We start from the raw sequence: 23,953 nt of genomic DNA, 5'->3' as shown, positions 1-23,953 counted from the left end.
GCTCAGACCGGTTCCAGCGGTGTCGCCGGCACCGCTGGGGCCGGCGCCGGAACGGGCACGGCCGCCGGCATCGGGGGCTCTTCGATGTCGAAATACTGGGGGCGCGGGTATTGCCGCGCCATGCGCAGGGCCCGCACCAGCGGGCGGCGCCGGGCGGTCAGGGCATCGCGGACGAGATCGGTGTGCACCTGGCGGGCGAGCACGACACGGCGGCTGGTGGCCAGGAGCGTACGGGTGGCCGGGTCGGGACCCGAGAAGGCGACGACCTGCAACTGGCGGGTCAGGTCGTTCTCGGCCGATTCCCGCTCGCCGGGGTCGGCGTCGAGGGCGAGCCGCGCCGCCGCGTAGAGCTCGATGATGTCGGACTGCTCGGCCACCACCGCGGCCGCCGCGGCCCGGCGCATCAGATGGGCGTCGAGGGCGCGCTCGGCCGACTGGGCCCGCACGTGCACCCGCTCGACCCGATGCGCCGTCCAGCCCAGGTAGGCCGCGAGCAGCACCACCGCCGCGACGACACCCAGGACCCACCACATGGCGGGAATCGTAGTGCCCCGCCGCCTCGCGGTGTTACGACGAGGAGCGTGGTTCGGACCACTCCTCGTCCATGACCCGCCCGTCGGTGGCCTCGATCGCCGTCGCGTAGACCTCGAGCACACGCAGAGCGACGCTCGGCCAGTCGAACGCGGTCACCGCGGCCGACGCCGCCGACGAGAGCGCCGAGCGCCGAGCGGGGTCGGACAGCAGGCTGTCGAGCAGTCCGCACAGCGCCTGGGGGTCGCCGGTCGGGAACAACGCCCCGGCCTGACCCCCGTCGAGCACCCTTCGGAAGGCGTCGAGGTCGCTGGCCGCGATGGCCGTGCCCGCCGCCATGGCCTCGGTGAGGATCATGCCGAAGCTCTCCCCGCCCGTGTTCGGTGCCACATAGACGTCGACGCTGCGCAACATGCGAGCTTTGTCGGCTTCGGAGACCAAGCCGAGAAATGTCACCCGCTCGCGCAGGTCAACCGGGAAATACTCGTACAGGTCGTCGGGGTCGCCCGGCCCGGCTACCAGCAACCGCAGTCCGGGCCGCTGACGAGCCAGCGGCACGAACGCGTCCCGCAGGATGTCGAAGCCCTTGCGCGGCTCGGTGAAACGTCCGAGGAAACCGATGGCGCCGCCGTCACCGGGCCACCCGTCCAGGGGCGCGGCTGAGGCGAACTTCGCGACCGCCACCCCGTTCGGGATCTCGACCGCTCCCCCGCCCAGATGCTCGACCTGCACCTTCCGGGCCAGCTCACTGACCGCTATGCGCGCGGTGATCTTCTCGACCACCAGCTGGAGCATGCCCTGCGCGGCCGACAGCGCCCGCGACCGGGTCATCGCCGTGTGGAAGGTCGCCACCACCGGTCCCCGGGCCGACAGCACGGCCAGCAGCGACAGGCTCAAGGTCATCGGCTCGTGCACGTGCAGCACGTCGAACTGCCCGGCCTTCAGCCACCGCCGCACCCGGGCCGTCGACATCGGCCCGAACGCGATGCGCGCCACCGACCCGTTGTAGGGCAGCGGCACGGCCCGGCCGGCCGAGACCACGTACGGAGGGAGGGTCGCATCCTCGTCGGCCGGGGCCAGCACGCTGACCTCGTGACCGAGCCCGATCAGGGCCTCGGCCAGGTCCATGATGTGGTTCTGCACGCCGCCGGGCACGTCGAAGGAGTAGGGCGAGACGATCCCGATCCGCATGGCGTCCCCCTAGAGCCACAGTTTCTGCAGCATGTGCCAGTCCTGCGGGTGGTCCGCGATGCCGGCCGCGTAGGCGTCGGCGAGCAGCTGGGTGGTCGCCTTGACCCGCACGTCGAGGGCACCGTCGGTGGGCGGCGTGATCCGGCGCAGCACGGCGTACGTCTGGGTCGGCGTGAACGACAGGTCGACCGCGAACAGCGGCGCGCCGGTGCGGATGGCCAGGATCGCGGGCCCGGCCGGCATCCGGGTGCGCCCGCCGAAGAATTCGACCTCGACCCCGTTGCGGGACAGGTCGCGGTCGCCGAGCAGCGCCACCGCGTACCCCTGCTGCAGCTTCTCGGCCAGCACGTCGAGCGGGGCCCGCCGGCCGCCGGTGAGCGGCAGCACCTCCAGGCCGAGCTTCTCGCGGTACGCCACGAACTGCTCGAAGACCGCCTCGGGCTTGAGCCGCTCGGCTACGGTGATCATGGGCCAATCGTTGGAGACGGCCCACGCGGCGGCCGCGTCCCAGTTGCCGACGTGCGGCAGCGCGAGCACCAGGCCCTTGCCGTCGGCCACCGCAGTCTTGAGCCAGTCGTAGTGCTCGGGCGAGATGCCGAAGCCGTCGAGGAACTGCTGCCGGGTCTGCGAGGGCAGCCGGAACGCCTCGAGCCAGTACCGGGCGTAGGAGCGCAGCCCGTCGCGCACCAGCTCGTCGGACATACCGGGCCGCACCTGCTGCAGGTTGCGCCGCAGCCGCTGGACGCCGGGACCGTTCTTCGCGTACGCCCGGTCGGCCCCCGCCATGAAAAGGCGGCGCGCCACCGGCAACGGCAGCGCTCGGACCACCCGCCACCCGGCGGCGTAGCCGAACTCGATCAACCGGTCCTTCACGCAGGCAGGTCCTTGGCCTCAGGGGTTTCGTCGGGCACGGCGCGTGCCTCCGCCTGGGCCTCGCGGACGTCGGCCGGCAGCGGCTCGGTGCGCCCGGCGTGGATCAGCCGCTGGAAGACGGTGACCAGCGAGAGCGCGGCCAGCACCCACAGCGCGGCCGGCAGGCCCCAGTCGAGCCCGAACCCGCCGAGCAGACCGCCGGCGCCCACGATGAGCAGGCGCTCGAGGCGCTCGGCGATGCCGACGTCGGCGTCCAGCCCGAGGCTCTGCGCCCGGGCCTTGACGTAGGAGACGACCTGGCCGGCGGACAGGCTGATCAGGGCCGCGACCATGCCACCGTACGGGTTGCCCTCGGTCGACATGTAGTAGACGACGGCGCCGAAGACGGCCGCGTCGGCCAGCCTGTCCATCGACGAGTCGAGCAGGGCCCCGAACTTGCTGGAGCCGCCCCGCATCCGGGCCATCGTGCCGTCGAGCGCGTCGGTCAGCGCGAAGGCCGTCACGATGACGGTGCCCCAGATGAGCTCGCCCCTCGCACCGAAGTAGGAGCCGAACAGCACGCCGACGGTGCCGGCGACGGTGACGGCGTTGGGGGTGACGCCGATCCGCAACAGGAAACGGGCGAGCGGGTTCACGCCGTAAGCGATGACGGCGCGCGCGGGTACTTGGACGATCTTTGCCATGGCCGTCCCACCTTATCGGCGTGAGCCTGCTCAGCGCGCCCCGGCCGGGCCGTAACGTGGCCGACTACATAGGGTTGCGGGGTGGACGGCGCCGGGTGTGGGATTTACCAACGGCGTCGTAACAGTCTCGAAACGGCAGGAGCGACCGGTACCCGGGTGGCCTGCCCCAGAAGACCTCGAAATGGCAGGAGCGACCGGCATGGCTCAGAAAGTCTCGGAGAAGGGGCTCAACGGCGCAGCCGCGCCGGTGGTGACTGAGCCCGGCAGAGTACGCAACGTGGTGCTGGTGGGACACTCCGGCGCGGGCAAGACCACGCTGGTGGAAGCCCTGCTGGCAGCCACCGGAACCATTTCCCGGGCCGGTTCGGTGACCGACGGCACCACGGTGTCGGACCATGATCCGGCCGCCGTCCGGCAGCAGCGCTCGGTCGCGCTGGCCTGCGCGCCGCTGGTGCATCAGGACGTCAAGATCAACCTGCTCGACACCCCGGGCTTCGCCGACTTCGTCGGTGAGCTGCGCGCCGGCCTGCGGGCCGCGGACGCCGCGCTCTTCGTCGTCTCGGCCGTCGACGGCGTCGACGACGCCACCGTCGCGCTCTGGGACGAGTGCGCCGCGGTCGGCATGCCCCGGGCGGTGGCGATCACCCGGCTCGACCACCCGCGGGCCGACTACGAGGAGACCCTGGCCACCATCCAGGAGGCCTTCGGCGAGAACGTCATGCCGATCTATCAGCCCATGCTGGGCGACGACGGCCAGTCCGTGGACGGCCTGATCGGCCTGGTCACGCTGCGGGTGCTCGACTACTCCGAGGGGTACCCGCCGCGGGTCGGCGAGGCCGAGCCCGAGCACCTGAACCCGATCGCCGACGACCGGAACGCGCTCATCGAGGGGATCATCGCCGAGAGCGAGGACGAATCCCTGATGGACCGCTACCTGGGCGGCGAGCTGATCAGCACCGACACGCTGCTGCCGGACCTCGAGAAGGCGGTCGCCCGGGGCAACTTCTATCCGGTGATCCCGGTCTGCTCGGGCACCGGCGTCGGGCTCGACGCGCTGCTCGACGGCCTGGTCAGCGGCGCGCCCTCGCCGCTCGAGCACGACCTGCCGGTGGTCACCGGGGTCGACGGCTCACCGCGGCCGCCGCTGCGCTGCGACCCCGAGGGGCCGCTGGTGGCCGAGGTCGTCAAGACCACGATCGACCGGCATGTGGGCCGGGTCTCGCTGGTCCGGGTGTTCAGCGGCACCCTGCGCCCGGAACAGACGCTGCACGTGTCGGGGCACGGCCTGGCCGAGCGCGGGCACCCCGACCACGACGCCGACGAGCGCGTCGCGCACGTCTACTCCCCGCTCGGCGCCCAGCTGCGCGAGGTGTCGTCGTGCATCGCCGGCGACATCTGCGCGATCACCAAGTCGGGCACCGCCGAGACCGGCGACACGCTCAGCAGCAAGGACCAGCCGCTGCTGATGGAGCCGTGGTCGATGCCCGAGCCGCTGCTGCCGATCGCCGTGGTCGCCAAGACCCGCTCGGACGAGGACGCGCTGGCCAAGAACCTGGCCCGGCTCGTGGCCGGCGACCCGACCATGCGGCTGGAACGCAACGCCGACACCCACCAGCTGGTGCTGTGGACGATGGGCGAGTCGCACGCCGACGTCGTGCTCGAGCGGCTGCGCTCGGGCGGGGTCGAGCTCGACACCGAGCCGGTCAAGGTGCCGCTGCGCGAGACGTTCGGCTCGGCCGCCAAGGGTCACGGGCGGCACGTGAAGCAGTCCGGCGGCCACGGCCAGTACGCGGTCTGCGACATCCACGTCGAGCCGCTGCCGCGCGGGTCAGGTTTCGAGTTCGTCGACAAGGTGGTTGGCGGCGCGGTGCCGCACAACTACATCCCCTCGGTCGAGAAGGGGGTGCGGGCCCAGCTCGAGCGCGGGCTGGCCACCGGATATCCGGTGGTCGACGTGCGGGTGACGCTGTTCGACGGCAAGGCCCACAGCGTCGACTCGTCGGACGCCGCGTTCCAGACGGCCGGCGCGCTGGCCCTGCGCGAGGCGGCCGCGGCCGGGCAGGTCACCCTGCTCGAGCCGATCGACGAGATCGTCGTCCGGGTGCCCGAGACGTATGTCGGGGCGGTGATGAGCGACCTCTCGGGGCGCCGGGGCCGGCCGCTCGGCACCGAGAACGAGGACTCCGGCTCATACAGCCTGGTGCGGGCCGAGGTGCCCGCGACCGAGCTGATCCGGTACGCCGTGGAGCTGCGCGCGCTGTCGTCGGGCGCGGGCACCTTCACCCGCACCTACGCCCGCCACGAGCCGATGCCACCCCACCTGGCCGAGAGCGCGAAGAAGGAGTCCACCGCACGGTGAGGCGGGAGCTAGGCCGGCCACGCCTTGAGCAGTAGCCGCCGGGTGTCGTCGAGCAGCTGAGGCAGCACCTTGGTGCGGCTCACCACCGACATGAAGTTCGCGTCGCCGCCCCACCGGGGCACCACGTGCTGGTGCAGGTGGGCGGCGATGCCCGCGCCGGCCACGGCGCCCTGGTTCATGCCCAGGTTGAAGCCGTGCGGGGTACTGACCGTGCGGATCACGCGCATCGCCGTGCGGGTGAAGGCGGCCAGCTCGACGGTCTCGTCGTCGGTGAGGTCGGTGTAGTCGGCGACGTGCCGGTAGGGGCAGACCATGAGGTGCCCCGGGTTGTACGGATAGAGGTTGAGCACGGCGAACACGAGCTCACCACGGGCGACGACAAGCGTGTCGGCGGCCGGCGCCTGACAGAACGGGCAGCCGGACGGCTTCTCGTAGCCGCCGTCGGGTCGCTCCTCGCCGGTGACGTAGCCCAGCCGGTGCGGAGTCCACAGCCGCTCCAGGCCGTCGGGCTCCCCGGTTTCGACGTGCTCGGCTTCGTCACTCACACACCCGAGCTTAGAGGCTTGCGCGGCAGGCGAAAGCGGCTGCGCGGCAGGCGAAAGCGGCTGCGCGGCTCGCTACAACGGCTGCGCGGCGGGCGAAAGCGGCTGCGCGGCGGGCGCTCCGTGCAACAGGAAGCCGCCGCCCCGGCGCTTGGCCTCGTGCATCGCGGCGTCGGCCAGGCGAAGCAGGTCGTCCGGGCCGCTCAGGCCGGCGTGCGACAGCGCCACCCCGACGCTGGCCGGCGTCCGCAGCCGGCGGGCCCCCGCCGGGATTGTCTCGTCGAGCGCCGCCACGATTCGCCCGGCCACGGTGAGCGCGTCCCGAGCCGAGGTCAGATCCTCGGTGATCACCACGAACTCGTCAGCGCCGAGCCGCCCGACAGTGTCCTGTTCGCGCACGGACCCGCGAAGTCGCTCGGCGACCGCCTGCAACAGCCGGTCGCCCACGTTGTGCCCGTGCAGATCGTTGACCTGCTTGAACCCGTTGAGGTCGAGCAGCAGCGCGCCGACCGGGCGGCCGGTGCGCTTCGACCGGGCCAGGGCCTCGCCGATCCGCTCGCGCAGCATCGCCCGGTTGCCGAGCCCGGTCAGCGGGTCGCGCAGGGCCCGATCGGTCAGTTCGGCGGTCAGCGCGATACCGGCCAGAGCGAGGGCCACCAGGCCGCGCAGCGCCTGCAACGACGGCAGAACCTCGGCCGGCAACTCACCCTCGGCGCGCACGGCGAGCACGCCGGAGAACCGGTCACCGCCGGTCAGCGGCAGCAGCGTGAACAGGCAGTCGGCCGCCGGCTCGAGGCCGGCGCAGCCCAGCTCGTCGGGGTTGCGGACGACCACCACCGCACCTGCGAGCAACCGGTCGATCAGCTCCGAGTTCGCTCCGGCGGCCGGCGCCGTGCGCCCGCGCAGAGCGTCGGAGCGCACCCTAGCAGCCGGCAACCTACGCCCGCGCGGAGCGTCGGCGTGCGCCCCGGCGGCCTCGGTCACCGTGAACGCGTCCTCGCCGATCTCAAGGATGGTCGCCCGCGCACCGGGACACTCGGCGAGCAGCGTGCCGGCGGCCCCGACCGCGAGGCGGCGCACCTCGGCCGGGTCGGTGGTGTGGATCAGGGCCGTGCCCAGCTCGCTGAGCACCTGCTCGCGGGCCGCGCTGCGGCGCAGCGCACGCCGGTCCGCGTCCCGCTCCGCGCGCAGGCGCAGCACCGCGAGGAGCAGCGCGAGGATGGTCACGGCCCGGGCGATGTCGATCCAGGTGTGCTCGAACAACAACAACGCCGCGGCGACGACGAGACCGCTGCCGACGACGAGGTTCCTGACCCGGGGCATGAAGGCCGATTCGGCTCGGCGCCGCCCCACCTGAGGAAGGTGCCGGGAGCGAACGGGATTGTTTTCGCCGAGCGGCGACGACGGGTTACTCGCCGGTCGCGGTGGCGGCAGCCAGCCAGGTGGGCAGCGGCTCGCGCGCGGCGCGCCAGCCGGGTGGGATGCCGTCGGGACCGGTGTGGGCGGCCACGATGCCGCCGGCGATCGCGCACGTGGTGTCCACGTCGCCGCCGGCGCGCAGGCAGGCCGCGATCGCCGCCGGATAGTCGTCGAGGAACCGGTCGGCCGCCCACACGGCGAACGGCACGGTGTCGCGCGCCATCGCCCGGGCGCCGTTGCCCAGCTCGTACGCCGCCTCGAGCGGGTCACGGAACCGGCCCGCCGCCAGCAGACCGTCGCGGACGAGTCCGTCGGGCGTGTGCGCGGCCACCGCCCCCAGCAGGCCCGGGCGGTGGCCGTCGAGCCGGCCCGCTGCCGCGACCGCGGCCGCCACGGCGACCGCCACTCCCCCGGCGATGCCCTCGGGGTGGGCGTGGGTGACCTCGGCCGCCCGGGCGCCCTGCGCGGCCGCGTGGGCAAGCGAGTCGGCGTGCCAGGCGCCGAGCGGGGCGGCCCGCATGGCGGCGCCGTTGCCGGCCGAGCCCTGCCCGTCGAAGGCGGCCGCCGCCGCGATCGGCCACGGCAGCCCGTTGCGGATCTCGCGCAGCATCACGACCGCGCCCGGACCGTAACCCCGGCCGGGATCGTGGTGGCGGCCCAGCAGGTCGGCGAACGCGTCGCGGTCGAAGTCGCCCTCGGCGAGCACGGCGACGAGACAGCACGCCTGCTCGGTGTCGTCGGTCCACGGCCAGGGCGCCGCCGGTGGCCGGGCCGGGTCGACCGGGGTGACGAAATGCTGGGCGCCCAGCGCGTCGCCGACGCTCAGGCCGGCCAGGCTCTCGAGCGCCAGCGCGAGGCGCGTACCGGGAAAAAGAGTGAACGACATCGGCACAACAGACGATATCTGGTCACGCTCAGTGATCGAAGGGTGTCCCTGCATCACCGGTTAGGAGCTGGTTGCCCGGGGCAGTACCTTCTTCGCATGGCCACGGTGTTGCTCGTCGAAGACGATCACGTCGTGCGCGGCGCCATGCTCCGGTCGCTCGCCGACCGGGGGCATGCCGTGCACGCCGTCGGCACGGCGCTCGACGCGCTCCGGCGGGTCGCCGCCGAGACGCCCGACCTGGTCGTGCTCGACCTCGGGCTGCCCGACCTCGACGGCTCCGACGCCCTGCGCATGCTCCGCGGCATAACCGACGTGCCGATCATCATCGCTACCGCGCGTGACGACGAGCAGACCGTCGTGCGGCTGCTCCGGGCCGGCGCCGACGACTACATGGTCAAGCCGTTCACCGGCGCCCACCTCGACGCCCGCATCGCCACCGTGCTGCGGCGCGTGGGCCGCGCCAGCCGCACCGCCCAGCCGGCCGTGCACGAGGTCGGCGAGCTGCGGGTCGACGTCGGCGAGCGCAGCGCCACCCTGGCCGAGCAGACGCTCGCGCTGACCCGCAAAGAGTTCGACCTGCTCGCGTATCTCGCCGCCCGGCCGGGCCGGGTGGTGTCGCGACGCGAGCTGTTGGAGGAGGTATGGCGACAGCCATCGGTCGGCGAGGACCAGACGATCGACGTACACCTGTACTGGCTACGCCGGAAACTGGGCGAGTCCGCGGCGAAGCCTCGCTACCTGCGCACCGTGCGGGGGGTCGGATTCCGGTTGGTGGCGCCGGACTGAGAGGCCGCCTGGCCTACATCACCGCCGCCACGACCACCGTCGCCGCCCTCGCCTTTCTCGTCCCGCTCGGCTTCGAGCTGCGCCACAACCACCGTGAGCAGGTGCTCGCGGCGGCCGAGCGGCAGAGCTCCCGGATAGTCGGGGCGCTGTCGGCCGGCGCCGGTCCCAAGGGGCTGGCTGCCGCCCTGGCCGGCGTGAGCGACCAGGTGAAGGTGCACCGGCCGGGTGAGACAGCCGGCGGCCGCGCCCCCGGCGACGAGGTGCGGCACGCCGCGAACAGCGGCTCGACCGTCACCGAGACCGTCGACGGCGGGCTGGTCCGGCTCGAGCCGATCACGGTCGCCGGTCGTACGTCCGTGGTCGAGGTCTTCGTGCCCGACAGCGACCTCGACGGCGGCGAGGGCGCCTGGTGGCTGCTGCTCGGCATCGCGGCCGTGCTGGTCGCGGCGAGCGTCATCGTGGTCGACCGGCTGGCCCGCGGCGCCGTGACCTCGGCCCGCAACCTGGTGCAGGCGGCGATGGCCGTCGGCGGGGGCGACCTCGGCGTCCGCATCCAGCCCTCCGGCCCGCGCGAGCTGGCCGAAGCCGGTTACGCGTTCAACCGGATGGCCGACCGCCTGGTCACCTCGCGCACCAGCGAGCGCGAGATGGTCGCCGACCTGTCGCACCGGCTGCGCACGCCACTGACCGCGCTGCGGCTCGACGCCGAGGCCCTCGACCCCGACGACACCCAGATCATCAGCCTGAGCCCCGACGAGATCGACCGCCGCCGCGGCATCCGGCGCATCCGGCAGGCCATCGTCACGCTCGAGGGCGAGGTCAACGAGCTCATCAACACCACCCGCCAGGCCGTCGCGGCCCAGGTCGCGGCCGCGCCCGAGACCGGCGTGTGCGACGTCAGCGAGGTCGTGCGGGAGCGGATGACCTTCTGGTCGGCGCTGGCCGGCGACCAGAACCGCAACTACCGCGTGGTCGGCGCGCAGCTGCGCATCCCGGTCCCGGTGGCCCGGGCGGAACTGGCCGCCGCTCTCGACGCGATTCTGGGTAATGTGTTCCGCTACACCCCCCAGGGCACGGCGTTCGAGGTGGGCATCTCACGGCGCGACGGCTGGGTCGCTGTCCGTGTTGACGACGCCGGGCCCGGCATCGGAGATCCGGAGAAGGCAATGCAGCGTGGCCAGAGCAATCAGGGTTCCACCGGCCTCGGGCTCGACATTGCCCGCCGGGCGGCCCAGTCCACCGGCGGCTCGGTCAGCCTCGACCGGGCGGCCATGGGCGGCGCCAGCGTCGTGATGCTCTTCGCCGACGCCGAGGCGACCCCGAAGCAGGCCAGCCGTTTCGGCCTCGTGGGGCGCCTGGCCCGCGAACGCGCGAGCCGCCCCGCCCGATCCGAGTGAAGCGGACCGAGTTCTTGCTTAGATCTGTATTAAAGGCGTTCCGCTCCCGCGGCCGGGCTGGCAGGGTTCCCACCGATCCCATCCGGCTTCCCGGTTCCGCGCCCGCAACCCCGAACCGGCGAAGCTCCCGCGCGGTGAGAGGTGGTACCCCCATAACCACCTCCCACCGCGCCCCCGCCAGTCAAGGAGAGGTCGTGTCCGCGCACCGCCGGCTGGTCCCGCGTGGCCACCGCCGGGCCGTCTCCCGGCAGCCGCACCGGCTGCTGCCGGTCGCCCTCGGCCTGGCGCTGCTGGGCGTCGGCGGAGTCGTGGGCCCGAGCGTGGTCGAGACCGTGACCGACAGCTCCGGCTCGCGCAGCCTCTCGCTCACCTCCCTGCCCGCCGACCAGCCCGCCGAGGGCCTGGTCTACGAGGGGCTGAAGCCGGCCAAGGCGGGCTCGCTGTGCGCCGGCTCCTACGAGCTCGACCAGCAGACCTGCACGCACGGCCCCGACGAGGCGCCGGCCGGGCTCGAGGTGCGCCGCGACGTCACCCCGGTGACCGCGAAGGCGCCCGAGCCGAAGCAGCCGGCCCGCGAGAGCGCCGCCGTCACCCCGTCCGACGCCGAGATCGCCCGCGACGAGGGCGGCAGCGCGCTCACCGCCGACGCGCCGGCCCTGGTGCCCGACGCCGCGCCCGGCGAGGCCGACTTCATCATGGGCGCGCACGACGTGGCCTGCGAGGGCGACGGGCGCAGCGGCAAGCGCGTCCAGGTTCTCTACCTGCACGAGTTCGGCACCCCGAGCCGCTACGGCGACTTCCTCGGCTCGATCCGCACCTGGTCGGTCGGCGTCGACCAGATCTTCGACGCGAGCGCGGCCGAGACCGGCGGCTCCCGCCACGTGCGCTTCGTGACCACGCCGCAGTGCCGCGTCGACGTCTCCGAGGTCGAGTTGCCGGCGGGCGGCCTGGCCTCCTTCACCCGCAACATCGACGAGCTGCGCAAGCTCGGCTACAACCGCACCGACCGCAAGTACCTGGTCTTCGCGGACGCCAAGGTCTACTGCGGGATCGCCACCTACATCGCCGACCGGCGGCCCGGGCTGGGCAACCGCAACAACGGCGGTCCCTCCTACAGCCGGGTCGACGCCGGCTGCTGGAGCTCGGCCATGGCCGCCCACGAGCTCACCTACTCGCTGGGCGCGACCCTGATCGGCTCGCCCAACTCGAGCGGCGCCGGCGGCTGCCTGGACGAGTACGACCTGCTGTGCGGGCCCGACCGGTCGGGCAAGAAGGTGCGCACCGTCTGCCCGAAGAAGAACGAGATCCGGCTCGACTGCGGCAACGACGACTACTTCAGCACCAACCCGAAGCCGGACAGCTACCTCGACGAGAACTGGAACGTCGCGCGCAGCGAGTTCCTGCTGCGCAGCGACGGCGGCGACGACATCCCGGACGCCGAGGGCGGCCCGCAGCCGACCACCGCGCCCAGCTCCGCCCCGGCCGAGCCCGCCCCCAGCGTGAGCCCCGAGCCCACACCGAGCCGCACCGAACCCGCGGTCGGCGACGTCTTGCCATCGCCCTCGGTCACCCCCAGCGGGCCGGCGACCACCGGCGAGCCGACCGCGCCGGTCGAGACGCCCAGCGCCGAGGTGCCGGAATTGCCGGTGGCGGCGACCACCACGCCCCCGACCGAGCCCGCCAACGGCGTCGCCGCCGAACCGGTGGAGGCAGTCCTCGAGGTGCGCGACGCGACCAGCGGTTCGGTCCGGCTCACCTGGAGCGCCGCCTCGGCCCGGGCGACCTACCAGGTCTCGGTCGACGGCCAGCCGGTCGCGACGACCAAGGCCACCCGTGCCCGGCTGATCGGCCTCAAGCCCGACGCGAAGTACCGGGTGACCGTCAAGTCCGGAGCCCGGTACACCGCGAAGGCCACGGCCGAGACCGCGCCCGCCGCCCGCCCCGCGCAGAACTCGTGGTTCACGCTGACCAACGCGCTCACCGGCGGTGGAGCCGACCTCTACGGCGCCCGCACGGCGCTGGGCACCCCGCTGACCCTCGGCAGCAACGACGACGACGCCCAGCAGCAGTGGAAGCTGGTGCCGGCCGGCCGGAAGACCTACACGATGGTCTCGCGGGCCACCGGCAGGTGCGTGGGCCCGCTCGGCGGCAACGCGGCCACCGGCGTCCCGCTGGTGCAGTCGGCCTGCGACGACACGGCTGCCCGCTGGGTGCTGCAGGCTTCCGCATACGGCTTCACCCTGCGCACCATCGAGGGCGACCTCGTGGCCGGCGTGGGCGATCAGCGTTTCGGCGCGCACCGCGTGCTGGTCCTGCAGACAGGCAACGGCCAGCGCTATCAGAGTTGGACGGCGGTACCCGACTAGGCGGGAGGTAAGGCTGTGCGCGACACACTGGATCGGCCCCTGACCGAGCCCGAGGAGGACCCGGCCAGGTTCACCAGGCGGCGGCTCGTGCGCTGGGTCGCCGTGCTCACCATCGGCATCGTGGTGGTGCTGGCGATCTGGCAGGAGCCGCTCTACGCGCTCCGCACCGTGTAGGCGTCGATCTCGGCCAGCAGCCGGGCCTGGCCCGACGAGTCGAGGAAGCTCTGCTTCACGGCCGCGCGGGCCAGGTCGGCCACGCCCGCGTCGTCGAGGCCGAGCAGCCGCGAGGCCACGGCGTACTCCTGTTCGAGCGTCGTGCCGAACATCGGCGGGTCGTCCGAGTTGATGCTGACCGGCACGCCCGCGGCGACCAGCCGGGCCAGCGGGTGCTCGTCGAGCGACGGTACGGCCCGGGTGCGCAGGTTCGAGGTCGGGCTGATCTCGAGCGGGATCTGGTGCTCGGCCAGGTACGCCGTGAGCTCCGGGTCCTGCGCGGCCGAGATGCCGTGCCCGATGCGCTCGGCGCCCAGCTCGCGGATCGCGTCCCAGACGGTCTCGGGGCCGGTGGTCTCGCCGGCGTGCGGGACACTGTGCAATCCGGCCGCACGAGCCTGATCGAAGTACGGCTTGAACTGCGGCCGCGGCACGCCGACCTCGGGCCCACCCAGCCCGAAACTGATCAGACCGTCGGGCCGCTCCTCGAGCGCGATGGCCAGCGTCTGCTCGGCGGCGGCCAGGCCGGCCTCGCCCGGGATGTCGAAGCACCAGCGCAGGTCGACGCCGAACTCGGTGGCGGCGCCGCGGCGGGCGTCCTCGATCGCCTCGCAGAACGCCTTGGCCGGGATGCCGCGCTTGACGCTCGAGTACGGCGTGACGGTCAGCTCGGCGTACCGGACCTGCTGGCGCGACAGTTCGCGGGCGATCTCGAACGTCAGCACGCGCACGTCCTCGTCGTCGCGGATCAGGTCGACGACGGTCAGGTACACGTCGATGAAGTGCGCGAAGTCGCGGAACGCGAAGTATTCGGCGAGCGCCTCGGGGTCGGCCGGCACCGGCGAGGCGCCCTCGTGCCGGGCGGCCAGCTCGGCCACGATCCGCGGCGACGCCGAGCCGACGTGGTGCACGTGCAGCTCGGCCTTGGGCAGGCCGGCGATGAACGATGTCACCGTTCGTTCCCTCCTGATGAAGCTGTCCGGGCCACCACGAAGACGCGGCGGAACGGGAATGCGACGTAGCTTCCGGTCGCCGGGTAGGCGCCGGTCAGCTCCCGCGCGAGGTCGGCGCGGAACGACTGCCAAGCATTGTCGTCCAGGGCCGCCTTGACGGGACGCAACGCCGTGCCTTCCATCCAGCGGAGCACCGGGTGCTCGTCCTGAACCGGCAGCAGGTGCAGGTAGGTGGTCTCCCACGCGTCGACCTCGGCGCCGTCGAGCAACGCCGCGTACTCGGCGGGATCGCCGACCGGCGCCTCCCGCAGCACGTCGCTGACGCCGTAACGCTTCCCGACCTCCCGCAGCAGCACGTGGGAGGGCGCGCCGAAGTTGCCCGGCACCTGCATCGCGAGCCAGGCCCCGGCCGGCAGCTCGCGGGCCCAGCGGGCGAGCAGCTCGCGGTGCTCGGGCACCCATTGCAGCGTGGCATTGGTGACGAGCACGTCGGTGTCGGGCCCGGGACGCCAGTCGCGCACGTCGCCGGTGCGGAACTCGGCCGGACCACCGTGGGCCGCCGCCTTGCCGATCATCTCGGGCGAGGAGTCGATGCCGGTGAGCCGCGCGCCCGGCCAGCGCTCGGCCAGGCTCAGCGTGAGCTCACCGGGCCCGCAGCCCAGATCGACGACCGCGCGCGGCTGCCCGGCGCCGATCCGGGCGACCAGGTCGAAGAACGGACGCGAGCGCTCGGCGCCGAAGCGCCGGTAGACGGCCGGATCCCACATCGTCAACCTCCCAAGCCGTACGTACGTCTTGCTGCCACCGTACCGTGCGACGAGTAGGGTCACTACACGTGGAGAAACGCACTTTCGGCAGGATGGAACGGACGGTCGGCGTGGTCGGCCTCGGCGCGTGGCAGCTCGGCGCCGACTGGGGCGACGTGAGCGAGGCCGACGCTCACGAGACCCTGCAGGCCGCGGTCGACGCCGGTGTCACGTTCATCGACACCGCCGACGTCTACGGCGACGGCCGCAGCGAACAGATCATCGGCTCCTTCATCAAGGACAAACCGCAGCTGACCGTGGCCACCAAGATGGGCCGGCGGATGGCGCAGGAGCCCGGCAACTACACCCTCGACAACTTCCGGGCGTGGACCGACCGGTCCCGGGCCAACCTCGGCGTCGAGACGCTCGACCTGGTGCAGCTGCACTGCCCGCCGACGCCGGTGTTCTCGTCCGGCGAGGTCTACGACGCCCTCGACACGCTCGTGGCCGAGAAGCGCGTCAAGGCGTACGGCGTGAGCGTCGAGAAGGTCGACGAGGCGCTGGCCGCGATCGCCCGCCCGGGCACCGCCAGCGTCCAGATCATCCTCAACGCGTTCCGGCTCAAGCCGCTCGAGCGGGTGCTGCCGGCCGCCGCCGAGGCCGGGGTGGGCATCATCGCCCGCGTGCCGCTGGCCAGTGGGCTGCTTTCCGGCCGCTACGACGAGCACACCACGTTCGCCGCCGACGACCACCGGAACTACAACCGGCACGGCGAGGCGTTCGACGTCGGCGAGACGTTCTCCGGCGTCGACTTCGCGACCGGGCTCGAGGCGGTCAAGCGGCTGCGCCCGCTGGTGCCCGAGGGCTTCACCATGGCTCAGTTCGCGCTGCGCTGGGTGCTCGACCAGGCCGGCGTCACCGTGGTCATCCCCGGCGCCCGCAATCCCGGGCAGGCTCAGGGCAACGCGGCTGTGGCCGGGCTGCCGCCGCTGAGCGACGAGGTGAAGGCCGCCGTCCGCGAGGTCTACGACCAGCTGGTCCGCCCGCAGGTGCACGACAAATGGTGAATGAGCCGGCTCTCAAGAAGCTTCACGGGTGGCTCCCGATGGCACTCGGGGTGCTGGCCGTCGTCGTCGGTGCTCTGTGGACGCTGCAAGGGCTCGACATTGTCACCGACAGCCGAATGAGCGGGACCGGAATCTGGGCCGTGATCGGTCCGGCAGTGGCCATCGCAGGACTGATTTTGATCATTCTGGGGGAACGGTCGCGATCGCGCGCGAAACGTGCCGAAGCCCTTGCCATCATTCACCAGTCGCCGCTCGGCGATCCCGGCAAAATGTAAGACAATTGAACAGCCACTAGTGAGCGTGACAAAGCCCCCGCATCCAGCCGGATGCGGGGGCTTTCGCGTCGTAGCCGAACTCCGCCAGGCGATCGGCAGCCGGCCCAGGACCGGCGTGGTCACTCAGAGGGGGCGAACCTGCTCCGCCTGCGGGCCCTTCTGGCCCTGGGCGATCTCGAATTCGACCCGCTGGTTCTCCTCCAGCGTGCGGTAACCGCTCGTCTGGATGGCCGAGAAGTGGACGAACACGTCAGCACCCCCGCCGTCGACGGTGATGAAGCCGAAGCCCTTGTCTGCGTTGAACCACTTCACGGTTCCTTGCGCCATGCTGAACTCTCCTTCTGAAAATGCCGACCCCTGCTACCCCTGGGCCGATGACCGTTTTCGAGCAGCGGCGCCGTGAGGCGGCCTTTCAGAGGACGTCCCATCCGCCTGGTCTCACGACCCCGGCCGGTAGGCCGGTTTCCCTTGATCGGGCGAAGCAGCGAACCACATACGCAAAAACTGGGCACACTGTACCTGAAAAACCGGTCGCAAAGCTGCCCCCGGAGCGAATCGAATAACTGTCCACAGATACGGAAAAGGCCCCCCACTTCGCTCTCGCGAGGTGCGGGACCAGCGACTGTAAACCTAACTTCAGTTAGGCCATTGACCAGTCAGTTTCCGTACGCCAACTGCGCCACCGCGATCGACGGCCGCCTTCACGAGAGAGAAGATAGCGCCTTGCAGAGCGGCCGCCACGAGGATCTCGGTCCAGCCTCGATCCTCGTCGGTCGCGTTGGGTGCGTCGTCGTCGTTGCCGGCCAGCTTCCAGACCTCCTTGAACACGAAGCCCGCCACCGTGCCGGCGCCGATGCCGAGCAGCAACCCGACCGGCTTGTAGGCCAGCTTCGAAACCTTGCCGCTCACCGGCGCCTCCCTCGAATGATCAGAATGATCCCGACCAGTGCCGCCACTCCGGCCACGACCAGAGGAAGCGGAACCGGGCTGTTCCGCACTTTCTCGCGGACGTCGAACTCGTCGGCCTTGGCCACGGTCAGCTCGGCCGCGCCGTGCGCCTTCTCGGACGTCCGGTCGGCCGCCTCGTGCACCTCGCCGCTGACCGCGCCCGCGGCCGCCACGGCCGCGCCGCGTACCCGCTCGGTTGCCTCGACGGCCTGGGCCTTGACCTTCTGCTTGGTCTGCTCGACCTGTTCCTTGGCGCGGGCCTTGACGTCGGCCTTGGCCGCGAGCGCCTGCACCGTCTCGCCGAGCTCGGCCCGCGTCTGCTTGATCTCGGCGCGCAGCTCGTCGATCGACGGCTTCGGCTCCGGCGAACCGTTCTTCTCGCTCATGCCCGTCCTCGTTCCACGGCGTGCTTGACCTCGTCGACGTCGGCCTTGACGCTCTGCATGGCGGCCGAGGGCTCGGGGGGCACGGCCTTCGACACCTGGCTCTTGCCGATCAGGGCAAGAACACCGGCGAGCGCGAAGAGCGCGACCGTGATGATCAGGGCGGCCAGCCAGAGCGGCAGGAACAGATCGAAGACGATGATCAGGGTGGCCACGAGGGCGCCGACGCCGTACATGGCGAGAACCCCGCCGCCACCGAACAGGCCGATGCCGATACCGGCATGCTTGCCCTTCTCGGCCAGCTCGGCCTTGGCCAGCGCGATCTCGTCCCGGACGAGACGACTGATCTGTTCGCTCGCGCGCTGCACCAACTCGGATGTGGACTGATCGGCGCCTGTGCTGGGCTGGCGGCCGTTCAGAACATCGGCCATGGAGTCCTCCTTTCCCCTGTCAACGGTTTATGCCCTGATCACCGGCGCGTCAATCCTGCTGCGGGAAACCCGCCAGAACGAATCAGCGGTTGGCCGGAACGGGCACCGGCTCGTCCGGCCCGGCGAAGGTCGCGTGGCGTTCCTCGCCGTCCTCGCCGCTGTAGAAACGGCTGTCGTCCGAGTCGCTTTGCGGCGCCGTGCGGGGCGGGGTCGCGATCGGCCGCGTGCCGCTGGCCAGGTCGGCCCGGTAGCGCGGCAGAGCGTCGCGCTGGTGGGCCCAGATGAAGGTCACCAGCCGCTCCCGCACCAGGCAGCGCAGGTCCCACAGCGAGGGCGCGTCGCTCGCGCTGACCAGGGCCCGCAGCCGCACCGTGCCGCCGGTCGCCTGGGTCACCTGCAGCACGCAGACCCGACCGTCCCACAGCTCGGAGCCTTCGCAAGTGGCTCGCAACTCGGCGCGCAGCGGTTCGATCTCGGTCGACCAGTCGACGTCGACCTCAGCGGTGCCCAGCACGGCCGAGGACGAGCGGGTCCAGTTCTGGAACGGCTTGGTGGTGAAGTAGGACGTCGGCAGGACCAGCCGCCGGTCGTCCCAGATCTGCACCGCGACGTAGGTGAGCGTGAGCTCCTCGATGCGGCCCCACTCCCCCTCGACGACCACCACGTCGTCGACCCGGACGGCGTCGCTGAACGCCAGTTGCAGGCCGGCGAAGACGTTGCCGAGAGTGCTCTGGGCCGCCAGCGCCGCGATCACGCTGACCACGCCGGCCGAGGCCAGCACGCTCGCGCCCAGCGCCCGGACGCCGGGGAAGGTCATCAGCACGACGCCCAGGGTGAGCACGACGATCGTGGCCACGGTGAGGCGGCGGATCATCACCACCTGGGTCTTGAAGCGGCGGCGCTTGAGGTTGTCGGGCACGTCGGTGCGCCAGCGGGACAGCGCCGCGTCCTCCAGCACGAGCACGAACGCGGCCACCAGCCACGCGAAGGCGGCTATGAAACAGATGACGAGCGAGTGCAGCACGCCGCCGCGACCGGGGAACTCCCCCGCGGCGGCGCGCAGCGCCTGCTGGATCGCGAACAGCGTCATGGTCACCAGGAACGGCTTGTGCGCGGTGCGGGCCAGATCGGCCGCCAGGTCCGATTTGCGGCCGAGGCGCACCAGCACCCAATGCACGACCAGGACCAGCGCGATCGCCAGCCCCGCCGCCACCACCACGGCGAGCAGGGCCTTCACAGTGCTGGGCACGTGTCTCTCCTTCGCACGAAAATGCGGGCACCAGCGACCCAGCTTGCCTTGGTCACCGGCACCCGCAACCCTCCCGCACGAAGGTCAGAGGTTGTTCACACTTTCCGGTACTTGGCCTGTGCGATGCAGTAGACGCCGAAGGCCGCGATACCCAGGGCGATCAACCCGAGCAGCCACACGCCCCACGAGTTGCCGGCGAGCGTCTTCAGCGCCGCGTCGAGACCACGGGCCTTCTCGGGGTCGTAGTTGACCGCGGCCATGATCACCAGGATGCCCGCGATGGCGTACGCCGTGCCCTTGGCCGTGTAGCCGGCCATGCCCAGGCGGATGATCGGCTTACGGGTGCCGGGCGTCATCTCGCCGGTCTTGAGGTGCTTGGTGAACTTCTTCTTGTAGCCGTAGATGAACATCCCGACGCCGACGCCGACCACCACCAGGCCGACCAGGCCGACCAGCCAGCGCCCGCCCGTGTTGTCCATGATGCTCGAGGTCTTGCTCTGCGAGTTGTCGCCCATCGAGGCGTTCGAGCCCTGGATGACCTTGATGGCGATCCAGGCCAGGTAGAGGTAGAGGATGGCGCGCGCGCCGGAGAGGACCCGCTCGGCCATCGCGGTGCGGTCCTGCTTGCCGCTCTCGCCGATGGCAGCCTCGAAGGCCTGCCAGATCGCCATCGCGACCATGCCGATCGCGATCGCGACGAGAAGCGTCTTGCCGACGCCGCTGCCGGCCAGCGACTGCAGCGCACCGGACTGGTCGCTCTCTTGCGACGAGCCTTGGAAGGCCACCTGGAAAGCGATCCAGGCGAAGAGGAGGTGGATGATGCCGTAGCCGATGAAGCCGCCCCGGGCGAGGTATTCGAGCGGCTTGCTGTCGGCGGCCCGCGAGGCGGAGCTCTTGACGTTCGAGGCGGCGGATGTCATGCCGGGGAAATGACCCGTCCCGGGTTTTCTCAAACCCGGGACGCGCCGGAGGGACCTCTGTTATCCGCGCGAGACCTGCAGGCCGATCTTGTCGCTGGTCACGCTGTCCAGGGAAACCTGCAGCCCGGCGACCTCGACCGCCTGCTGGCCCTTGGTCAGGCTGATCTGCTCGCCGGCCACGTCGAGCGTCACGGTGTCGGCGTCGGCACTGACGAACTTGGCCTCCACACCCAGGAAACTCGCGCTCGCGTTGGTTTCGCGGTCGATCGAGACGGTGCACTGGTCGAGGCCGCAGCTCACGTTGTCACTGCTGCAGCCGGCGAGGAGCGTGCCGAGCAGGGTGGCCGAGCTGAGGACGACGGCTAGGCGTTGCGTGGGTTTGAACACCCTTCCAGCGTACGGGGCCCGCGCGACCCTAAGCTGAGCCGATGAGCGACGTCGATGTGCGCGACAACCCCGCCCAGCAGCGCTACGAGCTGAGGATCGGCGACGACGTGGCCGGCTTCGCCGCCTACCGGGTGCGCGACGGCGTCACGGTCGTGACCCACAGCGAGATCAACCGGCGCTTCCGTGGCCAGGGCCTGGGCAACGTGCTGGCCGAGCGCACGCTCGACGCGCTGCGCGCCCAGGGCGCCCGCGTCCATCCCGCGTGCCCGTTCTTCGCCAAGTACGTCGCCGAGCACCCCGGGTACGACGACATCATCGAAGACTAGGGCACATCTGGTGGATCACGCGGGGCTGCGGCGTGGCCCCGCCCGCGCCTGACGACCTGGACCTCGCCTCGCTCCCACGTGATCCATCTGATGTGCCCTGGAACCGATCGCCGGCGGCCGAGCCCCCCGCCCTGACCGCCGGCGACCGGAGTCTCATGCCGCCAGGGGCTGCGGCGCCGGCGCGGGCACCCGGGTGCCCGCGATCAGTTCGGCGGCGGCCTGCCCGCAGGCACGGGTGGCGCCGTAGGTCGCGATGTGCACCGCACCCAGCACCGTCTCGGGCACGCCCATCTCGACCACGATCGCGTCGGGCCGCCGGACCAGCACGGCGCCGAGCACGTCGGCCAGCCAGGCGTGCCGGTGCACGTCCCGCACCACCAGCACCAGCGGGCGCCCGGCGGAGCCGTCGAGCACGGTCGCCACCGGGTCGGCGCCGAGGTCGTCCTCGGTCAGCCGCACCGAGGTGGTTCCGGGCAGCAGGTCGTCGAGCGGCGCGCCCAGGCCCCACGGGGTCTCGGCGCCGATGGCGATGTTGCGCGGCGGGGCGAACTCCACGACATGGGCCGGGCCGTCGACCGGCAGCTGGCCGGCGCCATCGGCGGTGGCAGTGACCCGGACGGCGCGGCGGGCCGCGTCGAAGCCGACACTCGCGGTGTGACCCAGCACGCTGACCTCGGGGGTTGAGTCGGCGACGGCCCGCGCCCCGGTGGCGGTCTGGGTGGCGGTGGTCCACTCGCCGAGGCTGCGCACCCGGGCCGCAGCCGAGCGCAGGCGCTCCTCGGGCAGATCGCCCGACCGCACCGCGGCCACGATGGCGTCGCGCAGCAGCGCGGCGGTCTGCTCGTCGGCGTGGTCGCCGCCCACGCAGATGGCGTCCACTCCGGCCGCGAGGGCCCGGACGGTCGCGCCGGCCAGCCCGTAACGGCGGCGCACGGCCTGCATCTCGATGCCGTCGGTGACGATCAGCCCGTCGAAGCCGAGCTCCTCGCGCAGCAGTCCGGTGAGGATGGGACGGCTCAGCGTGGCCGGCAGCTCCGCGTCGTACGCGGGAACGAGCAGGTGCCCGGTCATCACGACCCGCACGCCGGCCGCGATGGCAGCCCGGAACGGCACCAGCTCGCACTCCTCGAGCTGCGCGCGGTCGCGGTCGATCAGCGGGACGTCGTGGTGCGAGTCGACGCTGGTGTCGCCGTGGCCCGGGAAGTGCTTGGCACAGGCGGCGACGCCGGCCGACTGGAGGCCGCGCACGAACGCGGCGGAGTGGCGCGCCACCAGCTGGGCCTCGGCACCGAAGGCACGGACGCCGATGACCGGGTTGGCGGCGTTGCTGTTGACGTCGGTGTCGGGCGCGTAGTCGAGCGTGATGCCGGCGTTGGCCAGGTCGCAGCCCAGGTCGTGGGCGACCTCCTCGGTCAGCCGGACGTCGTCGATCGCCCCCAGGGCGAGGTTGCCGGGCCGGGAGCTACCCAGCCGCGACTCGAACCGCGTGACGTCGCCGGCCTCCTCGTCGATCGCCACGAGCACGTCCGGCCGCTCGGCCCGCAGCTGCGCGGTCAGCGCCGCGACCTGAGCCGGCGACTCGACATTGCGCGCGAACAGCGCGACGCCGCCGAGACCTTCGCCGAGCCACCGCCGGACCCAGTCGGGCGCCGTGGCGCCGGCGAATCCCGGCTGAAGCACCGTCGCGGCGAGTTCCGGCAATTCGCCATGGTTCGGCATGGGCCCCCGTACCTCCGGTGACGTTTCAGCGCGCTGCTGGAGAGCGCGTCCCCCGTTGTGCGGATCCCATGGTCACACCCCCGGCCTGTTTCAGTCAACAAACCTTTCTATTAGCTCTGGGTTAAGCCTGCTCGATAGCATGCGGGAGTGACCCCCACCGTGCTCGCTGCCGCCGAGGTCGACTGGTCCGAGGTGCACGCCGTCCGCCTGCTCGGCGTCGCCCTGGCGTTTCTGCTGCTCATCTGGGCCATCCGCCGCATGTTCGGGGGTAAGAAATAGGGGTAATTCCCGGCGCATGCATATCGGATACTTCCTGTCCTGCGAGGAATACACCCCGGCCGAGTTGCTCGAGCAGGCCCGCGGCGCCGAGCGCGCCGGCTTCACCGGTCTGTGGATCTCGGACCACTACCACCCGTGGGTCGACGCCCAGGGCCAGAGCGCGTTCGTCTGGTCGATGATCGGCGCGCTCAGCGAGGCGACCAGCCTGCCGATCACCACCGCGGTCACCTGCCCCACCGTCCGCATCCACCCGGCGGTCATCGCGCAGGCCGCGGCCACCAGCGCGGTGCTCACCCAGGGCCGGTTCCGGCTCGGGATCGGCACCGGCGAGGCCCTCAACGAGCACATCTTCGGGGACGCCTGGCCCGAGGCCGACGTACGGCTGGAGATGCTCGAGGAGGCCGTCGAGATCATGCGTGGCCTGTGGCGGGGCGAGAACTACTCGTACCGCGGAAAGCACTACACGGTCGAGAACGCGAACGACCTGCTGCTCCCCTTCCTGACGGATCACTGCGCATCTACACGCTGCCGGACACGCCGCCCGACATCTACGTCTCCGGCTTCGGGCCCAAGGCGGTGGAGGTCGCGGCCCGCATCGGCGACGGCTACGTGAGCACGATGCCCGACGGCGAACTGGTGTCGAAGTTCCGCGCGGGCGGTGGCGGGTCGAAGATCGCGCAGGCCGGCTTCAAGGCCGCGTTCGCGTCCACCGAGGACGAAGGGGCCCGGATCGCGTACGAGAAGTGGCCCAACGCCGGCGTGCCGGGCGAACTCTCGCAGGTGCTGCCCACGCCCAAGCACTTCGAGCAGGCGTCCCAGCTCGTCACCCAGGACATGGTCAAGGAGTCCTTCGTGTGCGGCAACGACCCGCAGAAACACGTCGAGATGCTCGACAAGTACCGGCAGGCCGGCTTCGACGAGGTCTACGTGGCCAACACCGGGCCGAACTACCAGGGCCTCTTCGACCTGTACCAGAACGAGATCCTGCCGAAGCAGTCGTGAGCGTTTGCCCACAGCGGCGGCC

The 23,953-nt window shown here is 71.7% G+C and carries 28 protein-coding genes; 11 read left to right on the top strand and 17 right to left on the bottom strand.

Annotation, left to right across the window (positions count from 1 at the left end; all coding sequences use genetic code 11):
- Window positions 1-2: 2 nt before the first annotated feature.
- From LXN57_RS15895 to pgsA, 4 genes are read right to left on the bottom strand one after another with little or no spacing between them, the layout of a single operon-like run.
- Entirely contained in the window at window positions 3-542 is a 540-nt protein-coding gene (locus LXN57_RS15895; protein ID WP_251799007.1) for a hypothetical protein, read from the bottom strand.
- A gap of 25 nt (window positions 543-567) precedes the next feature.
- Window positions 568-1,722, bottom strand: coding sequence for a glycosyltransferase family 4 protein (locus LXN57_RS15890; protein WP_251798935.1), 1,155 nt, complete (start codon window positions 1,720-1,722; stop codon window positions 568-570).
- A gap of 9 nt (window positions 1,723-1,731) precedes the next feature.
- Window positions 1,732-2,595, bottom strand: coding sequence for a phosphatidylinositol mannoside acyltransferase (locus LXN57_RS15885; protein WP_251798934.1), 864 nt, complete (start codon window positions 2,593-2,595; stop codon window positions 1,732-1,734).
- Window positions 2,592-3,278: a phosphatidylinositol phosphate synthase gene (pgsA, locus tag LXN57_RS15880; RefSeq protein WP_251798933.1), complete on the bottom strand. Its 687-nt coding sequence runs from the start codon at window positions 3,276-3,278 to the stop codon at window positions 2,592-2,594. The genes LXN57_RS15885 and pgsA overlap by 4 nt, the downstream gene beginning before the upstream one ends.
- A 199-nt stretch (window positions 3,279-3,477) precedes the next feature.
- Between pgsA and LXN57_RS15875 the strand changes: the two genes are divergently transcribed.
- Window positions 3,478-5,637, top strand: a complete 2,160-nt coding sequence (locus LXN57_RS15875; protein ID WP_251798932.1) for an elongation factor G-like protein EF-G2 — start codon at window positions 3,478-3,480, stop codon at window positions 5,635-5,637.
- Window positions 5,638-5,645: 8 nt separating this feature from the next.
- Here LXN57_RS15875 and LXN57_RS15870 read toward each other — a convergent pair whose 3' ends face one another.
- The 3 genes from LXN57_RS15870 to LXN57_RS15860 form a co-directional block, all read right to left on the bottom strand.
- On the bottom strand, window positions 5,646-6,182 hold the full coding sequence (locus LXN57_RS15870; protein ID WP_221377959.1) for an HIT family protein: 537 nt from the start codon (window positions 6,180-6,182) through the stop codon (window positions 5,646-5,648).
- Window positions 6,183-6,254: 72 nt separating this feature from the next.
- On the bottom strand, window positions 6,255-7,532 hold the full coding sequence (locus LXN57_RS15865; RefSeq protein WP_251798931.1) for a GGDEF domain-containing protein: 1,278 nt from the start codon (window positions 7,530-7,532) through the stop codon (window positions 6,255-6,257).
- A gap of 55 nt (window positions 7,533-7,587) precedes the next feature.
- Complete coding sequence (locus LXN57_RS15860; RefSeq protein WP_251798930.1) at window positions 7,588-8,484, bottom strand: ADP-ribosylglycohydrolase family protein; 897 nt, start codon at window positions 8,482-8,484, stop codon at window positions 7,588-7,590.
- Between the two features lie 96 nt (window positions 8,485-8,580).
- Between LXN57_RS15860 and LXN57_RS15855 the strand changes: the two genes are divergently transcribed.
- The 4 genes from LXN57_RS15855 (at window position 8,581) to LXN57_RS15840 (ending at window position 13,207) form a co-directional block, all read left to right on the top strand.
- Window positions 8,581-9,270 carry a response regulator transcription factor gene (locus tag LXN57_RS15855; RefSeq protein ID WP_221377956.1) on the top strand — a complete coding sequence of 230 codons (690 nt, stop codon included), beginning with the start codon at window positions 8,581-8,583 and terminating at the stop codon, window positions 9,268-9,270.
- A 17-nt stretch (window positions 9,271-9,287) separates the two neighbouring features.
- Window positions 9,288-10,667, top strand: coding sequence for a HAMP domain-containing sensor histidine kinase (locus LXN57_RS15850; RefSeq protein ID WP_251799006.1), 1,380 nt, complete (start codon window positions 9,288-9,290; stop codon window positions 10,665-10,667).
- A gap of 194 nt (window positions 10,668-10,861) precedes the next feature.
- A complete protein-coding gene (locus tag LXN57_RS15845) occupies window positions 10,862-13,033 on the top strand; it encodes an RICIN domain-containing protein (protein WP_251798929.1) in 2,172 nt (723 codons plus the stop codon).
- Between the two features lie 15 nt (window positions 13,034-13,048).
- Window positions 13,049-13,207 (top strand): hypothetical protein, encoded by a 159-nt coding sequence (locus LXN57_RS15840; protein ID WP_221377970.1) that lies wholly within the window; start codon window positions 13,049-13,051, stop codon window positions 13,205-13,207.
- Here the strand turns inward: LXN57_RS15840 and LXN57_RS15835 are convergent.
- Window positions 13,186-14,199, bottom strand: coding sequence for an adenosine deaminase (locus tag LXN57_RS15835; RefSeq protein ID WP_251798928.1), 1,014 nt, complete (start codon window positions 14,197-14,199; stop codon window positions 13,186-13,188). The two genes, LXN57_RS15840 and LXN57_RS15835, sit on opposite strands and share 22 nt — an antisense overlap.
- On the bottom strand, window positions 14,196-14,966 hold the full coding sequence (locus LXN57_RS15830) for a trans-aconitate 2-methyltransferase (protein WP_251798927.1): 771 nt from the start codon (window positions 14,964-14,966) through the stop codon (window positions 14,196-14,198). The genes LXN57_RS15835 and LXN57_RS15830 overlap by 4 nt, the downstream gene beginning before the upstream one ends.
- A gap of 68 nt (window positions 14,967-15,034) precedes the next feature.
- On the opposite strand from LXN57_RS15830, the gene LXN57_RS15825 reads away from it, so the two are divergent.
- Both LXN57_RS15825 and LXN57_RS15820 read left to right on the top strand, forming a co-directional pair.
- A complete protein-coding gene (locus LXN57_RS15825; RefSeq protein WP_251798926.1) occupies window positions 15,035-16,012 on the top strand; it encodes an aldo/keto reductase in 978 nt (325 codons plus the stop codon).
- 38 nt (window positions 16,013-16,050) lie between these two features.
- Complete coding sequence (locus tag LXN57_RS15820) at window positions 16,051-16,287, top strand: hypothetical protein (protein WP_251798925.1); 237 nt, start codon at window positions 16,051-16,053, stop codon at window positions 16,285-16,287.
- A 123-nt stretch (window positions 16,288-16,410) separates the two neighbouring features.
- Here LXN57_RS15820 and LXN57_RS15815 read toward each other — a convergent pair whose 3' ends face one another.
- The 7 genes from LXN57_RS15815 to LXN57_RS15785 all read right to left on the bottom strand — a co-directional run bounded on the left by LXN57_RS15815 (window position 16,411) and on the right by LXN57_RS15785 (window position 20,605).
- Window positions 16,411-16,614 carry a cold-shock protein gene (locus LXN57_RS15815; RefSeq protein ID WP_011905669.1) on the bottom strand — a complete coding sequence of 68 codons (204 nt, stop codon included), beginning with the start codon at window positions 16,612-16,614 and terminating at the stop codon, window positions 16,411-16,413.
- A 309-nt stretch (window positions 16,615-16,923) separates the two neighbouring features.
- On the bottom strand, window positions 16,924-17,196 hold the full coding sequence (locus LXN57_RS15810; RefSeq protein ID WP_251798924.1) for a DUF4235 domain-containing protein: 273 nt from the start codon (window positions 17,194-17,196) through the stop codon (window positions 16,924-16,926).
- Window positions 17,193-17,621: a DUF3618 domain-containing protein gene (locus tag LXN57_RS15805; RefSeq protein ID WP_251798923.1), complete on the bottom strand. Its 429-nt coding sequence runs from the start codon at window positions 17,619-17,621 to the stop codon at window positions 17,193-17,195. Before LXN57_RS15805 ends, LXN57_RS15810 begins: the two co-directional genes overlap by 4 nt.
- Entirely contained in the window at window positions 17,618-18,049 is a 432-nt protein-coding gene (locus LXN57_RS15800; protein WP_251798922.1) for a phage holin family protein, read from the bottom strand. The genes LXN57_RS15805 and LXN57_RS15800 overlap by 4 nt, the downstream gene beginning before the upstream one ends.
- An 82-nt stretch (window positions 18,050-18,131) precedes the next feature.
- Window positions 18,132-19,298, bottom strand: a complete 1,167-nt coding sequence (locus LXN57_RS15795; RefSeq protein WP_251798921.1) for a mechanosensitive ion channel family protein — start codon at window positions 19,296-19,298, stop codon at window positions 18,132-18,134.
- Window positions 19,299-19,393: 95 nt separating this feature from the next.
- Entirely contained in the window at window positions 19,394-20,218 is an 825-nt protein-coding gene (locus LXN57_RS15790; RefSeq protein WP_251798920.1) for a DUF1206 domain-containing protein, read from the bottom strand.
- Between the two features lie 60 nt (window positions 20,219-20,278).
- Window positions 20,279-20,605, bottom strand: coding sequence for a hypothetical protein (locus LXN57_RS15785; protein WP_251798919.1), 327 nt, complete (start codon window positions 20,603-20,605; stop codon window positions 20,279-20,281).
- A 41-nt stretch (window positions 20,606-20,646) separates the two neighbouring features.
- Between LXN57_RS15785 and LXN57_RS15780 the strand changes: the two genes are divergently transcribed.
- Complete coding sequence (locus tag LXN57_RS15780) at window positions 20,647-20,931, top strand: GNAT family N-acetyltransferase (RefSeq protein ID WP_251798918.1); 285 nt, start codon at window positions 20,647-20,649, stop codon at window positions 20,929-20,931.
- 153 nt (window positions 20,932-21,084) lie between these two features.
- On the opposite strand, the gene LXN57_RS15775 is transcribed toward LXN57_RS15780, so the two are convergent.
- A complete protein-coding gene (locus LXN57_RS15775) occupies window positions 21,085-22,650 on the bottom strand; it encodes a glycoside hydrolase family 3 protein (protein ID WP_251798917.1) in 1,566 nt (521 codons plus the stop codon).
- A gap of 147 nt (window positions 22,651-22,797) precedes the next feature.
- On the opposite strand from LXN57_RS15775, the gene LXN57_RS47905 reads away from it, so the two are divergent.
- Genes LXN57_RS47905 through LXN57_RS15765 form a run of 3 tightly spaced genes read left to right on the top strand, consistent with a single transcriptional unit; the run spans window position 22,798 to window position 23,931 of the window.
- Window positions 22,798-22,929 (top strand): hypothetical protein, encoded by a 132-nt coding sequence (locus tag LXN57_RS47905; protein ID WP_255644522.1) that lies wholly within the window; start codon window positions 22,798-22,800, stop codon window positions 22,927-22,929.
- Window positions 22,930-22,945: 16 nt separating this feature from the next.
- Window positions 22,946-23,542, top strand: coding sequence for a TIGR03557 family F420-dependent LLM class oxidoreductase (locus tag LXN57_RS15770; protein ID WP_251798916.1), 597 nt, complete (start codon window positions 22,946-22,948; stop codon window positions 23,540-23,542).
- Complete coding sequence (locus LXN57_RS15765; protein WP_251798915.1) at window positions 23,506-23,931, top strand: LLM class oxidoreductase; 426 nt, start codon at window positions 23,506-23,508, stop codon at window positions 23,929-23,931. The genes LXN57_RS15770 and LXN57_RS15765 overlap by 37 nt, the downstream gene beginning before the upstream one ends.
- Window positions 23,932-23,953 lie beyond the last annotated feature (22 nt).

Origin of the sequence: Paractinoplanes hotanensis (genome assembly GCF_023717965.1) — a bacterium.
Taxonomy (GTDB): Bacteria; Actinomycetota; Actinomycetes; order Mycobacteriales; family Micromonosporaceae; genus Actinoplanes; species Actinoplanes polyasparticus.
Note: the sequence above shows the minus strand (reverse complement) of the source record. Positions and strands in the feature narration are given on the sequence as shown.

What these genes read in the sequence shown, in the direction of transcription:
- LXN57_RS15830 (WP_251798927.1), bottom strand. Translation starts at nt 14,966, where the DNA reads ATGTGGGATCCGGCCGTCTACCGGCGCTTCGGCGCCGAGCGCTCGCGT.
- LXN57_RS15860 (WP_251798930.1), bottom strand. Translation starts at nt 8,484, where the DNA reads ATGTCGTTCACTCTTTTTCCCGGTACGCGCCTCGCGCTGGCGCTCGAG.
- LXN57_RS15890 (WP_251798935.1), bottom strand. Translation starts at nt 1,722, where the DNA reads ATGCGGATCGGGATCGTCTCGCCCTACTCCTTCGACGTGCCCGGCGGC.
- LXN57_RS15770 (WP_251798916.1), top strand. Translation starts at nt 22,946, where the DNA reads ATGCATATCGGATACTTCCTGTCCTGCGAGGAATACACCCCGGCCGAG.
- LXN57_RS15815 (WP_011905669.1), bottom strand. Translation starts at nt 16,614, where the DNA reads ATGGCGCAAGGAACCGTGAAGTGGTTCAACGCAGACAAGGGCTTCGGC.
- LXN57_RS15790 (WP_251798920.1), bottom strand. Translation starts at nt 20,218, where the DNA reads ATGACATCCGCCGCCTCGAACGTCAAGAGCTCCGCCTCGCGGGCCGCC.
- LXN57_RS15875 (WP_251798932.1), top strand. Translation starts at nt 3,478, where the DNA reads ATGGCTCAGAAAGTCTCGGAGAAGGGGCTCAACGGCGCAGCCGCGCCG.
- LXN57_RS15780 (WP_251798918.1), top strand. Translation starts at nt 20,647, where the DNA reads ATGAGCGACGTCGATGTGCGCGACAACCCCGCCCAGCAGCGCTACGAG.
- LXN57_RS15805 (WP_251798923.1), bottom strand. Translation starts at nt 17,621, where the DNA reads ATGAGCGAGAAGAACGGTTCGCCGGAGCCGAAGCCGTCGATCGACGAG.
- LXN57_RS15800 (WP_251798922.1), bottom strand. Translation starts at nt 18,049, where the DNA reads ATGGCCGATGTTCTGAACGGCCGCCAGCCCAGCACAGGCGCCGATCAG.
- LXN57_RS15775 (WP_251798917.1), bottom strand. Translation starts at nt 22,650, where the DNA reads ATGCCGAACCATGGCGAATTGCCGGAACTCGCCGCGACGGTGCTTCAG.
- LXN57_RS15855 (WP_221377956.1), top strand. Translation starts at nt 8,581, where the DNA reads ATGGCCACGGTGTTGCTCGTCGAAGACGATCACGTCGTGCGCGGCGCC.
- LXN57_RS15820 (WP_251798925.1), top strand. Translation starts at nt 16,051, where the DNA reads ATGGCACTCGGGGTGCTGGCCGTCGTCGTCGGTGCTCTGTGGACGCTG.
- pgsA (WP_251798933.1), bottom strand. Translation starts at nt 3,278, where the DNA reads ATGGCAAAGATCGTCCAAGTACCCGCGCGCGCCGTCATCGCTTACGGC.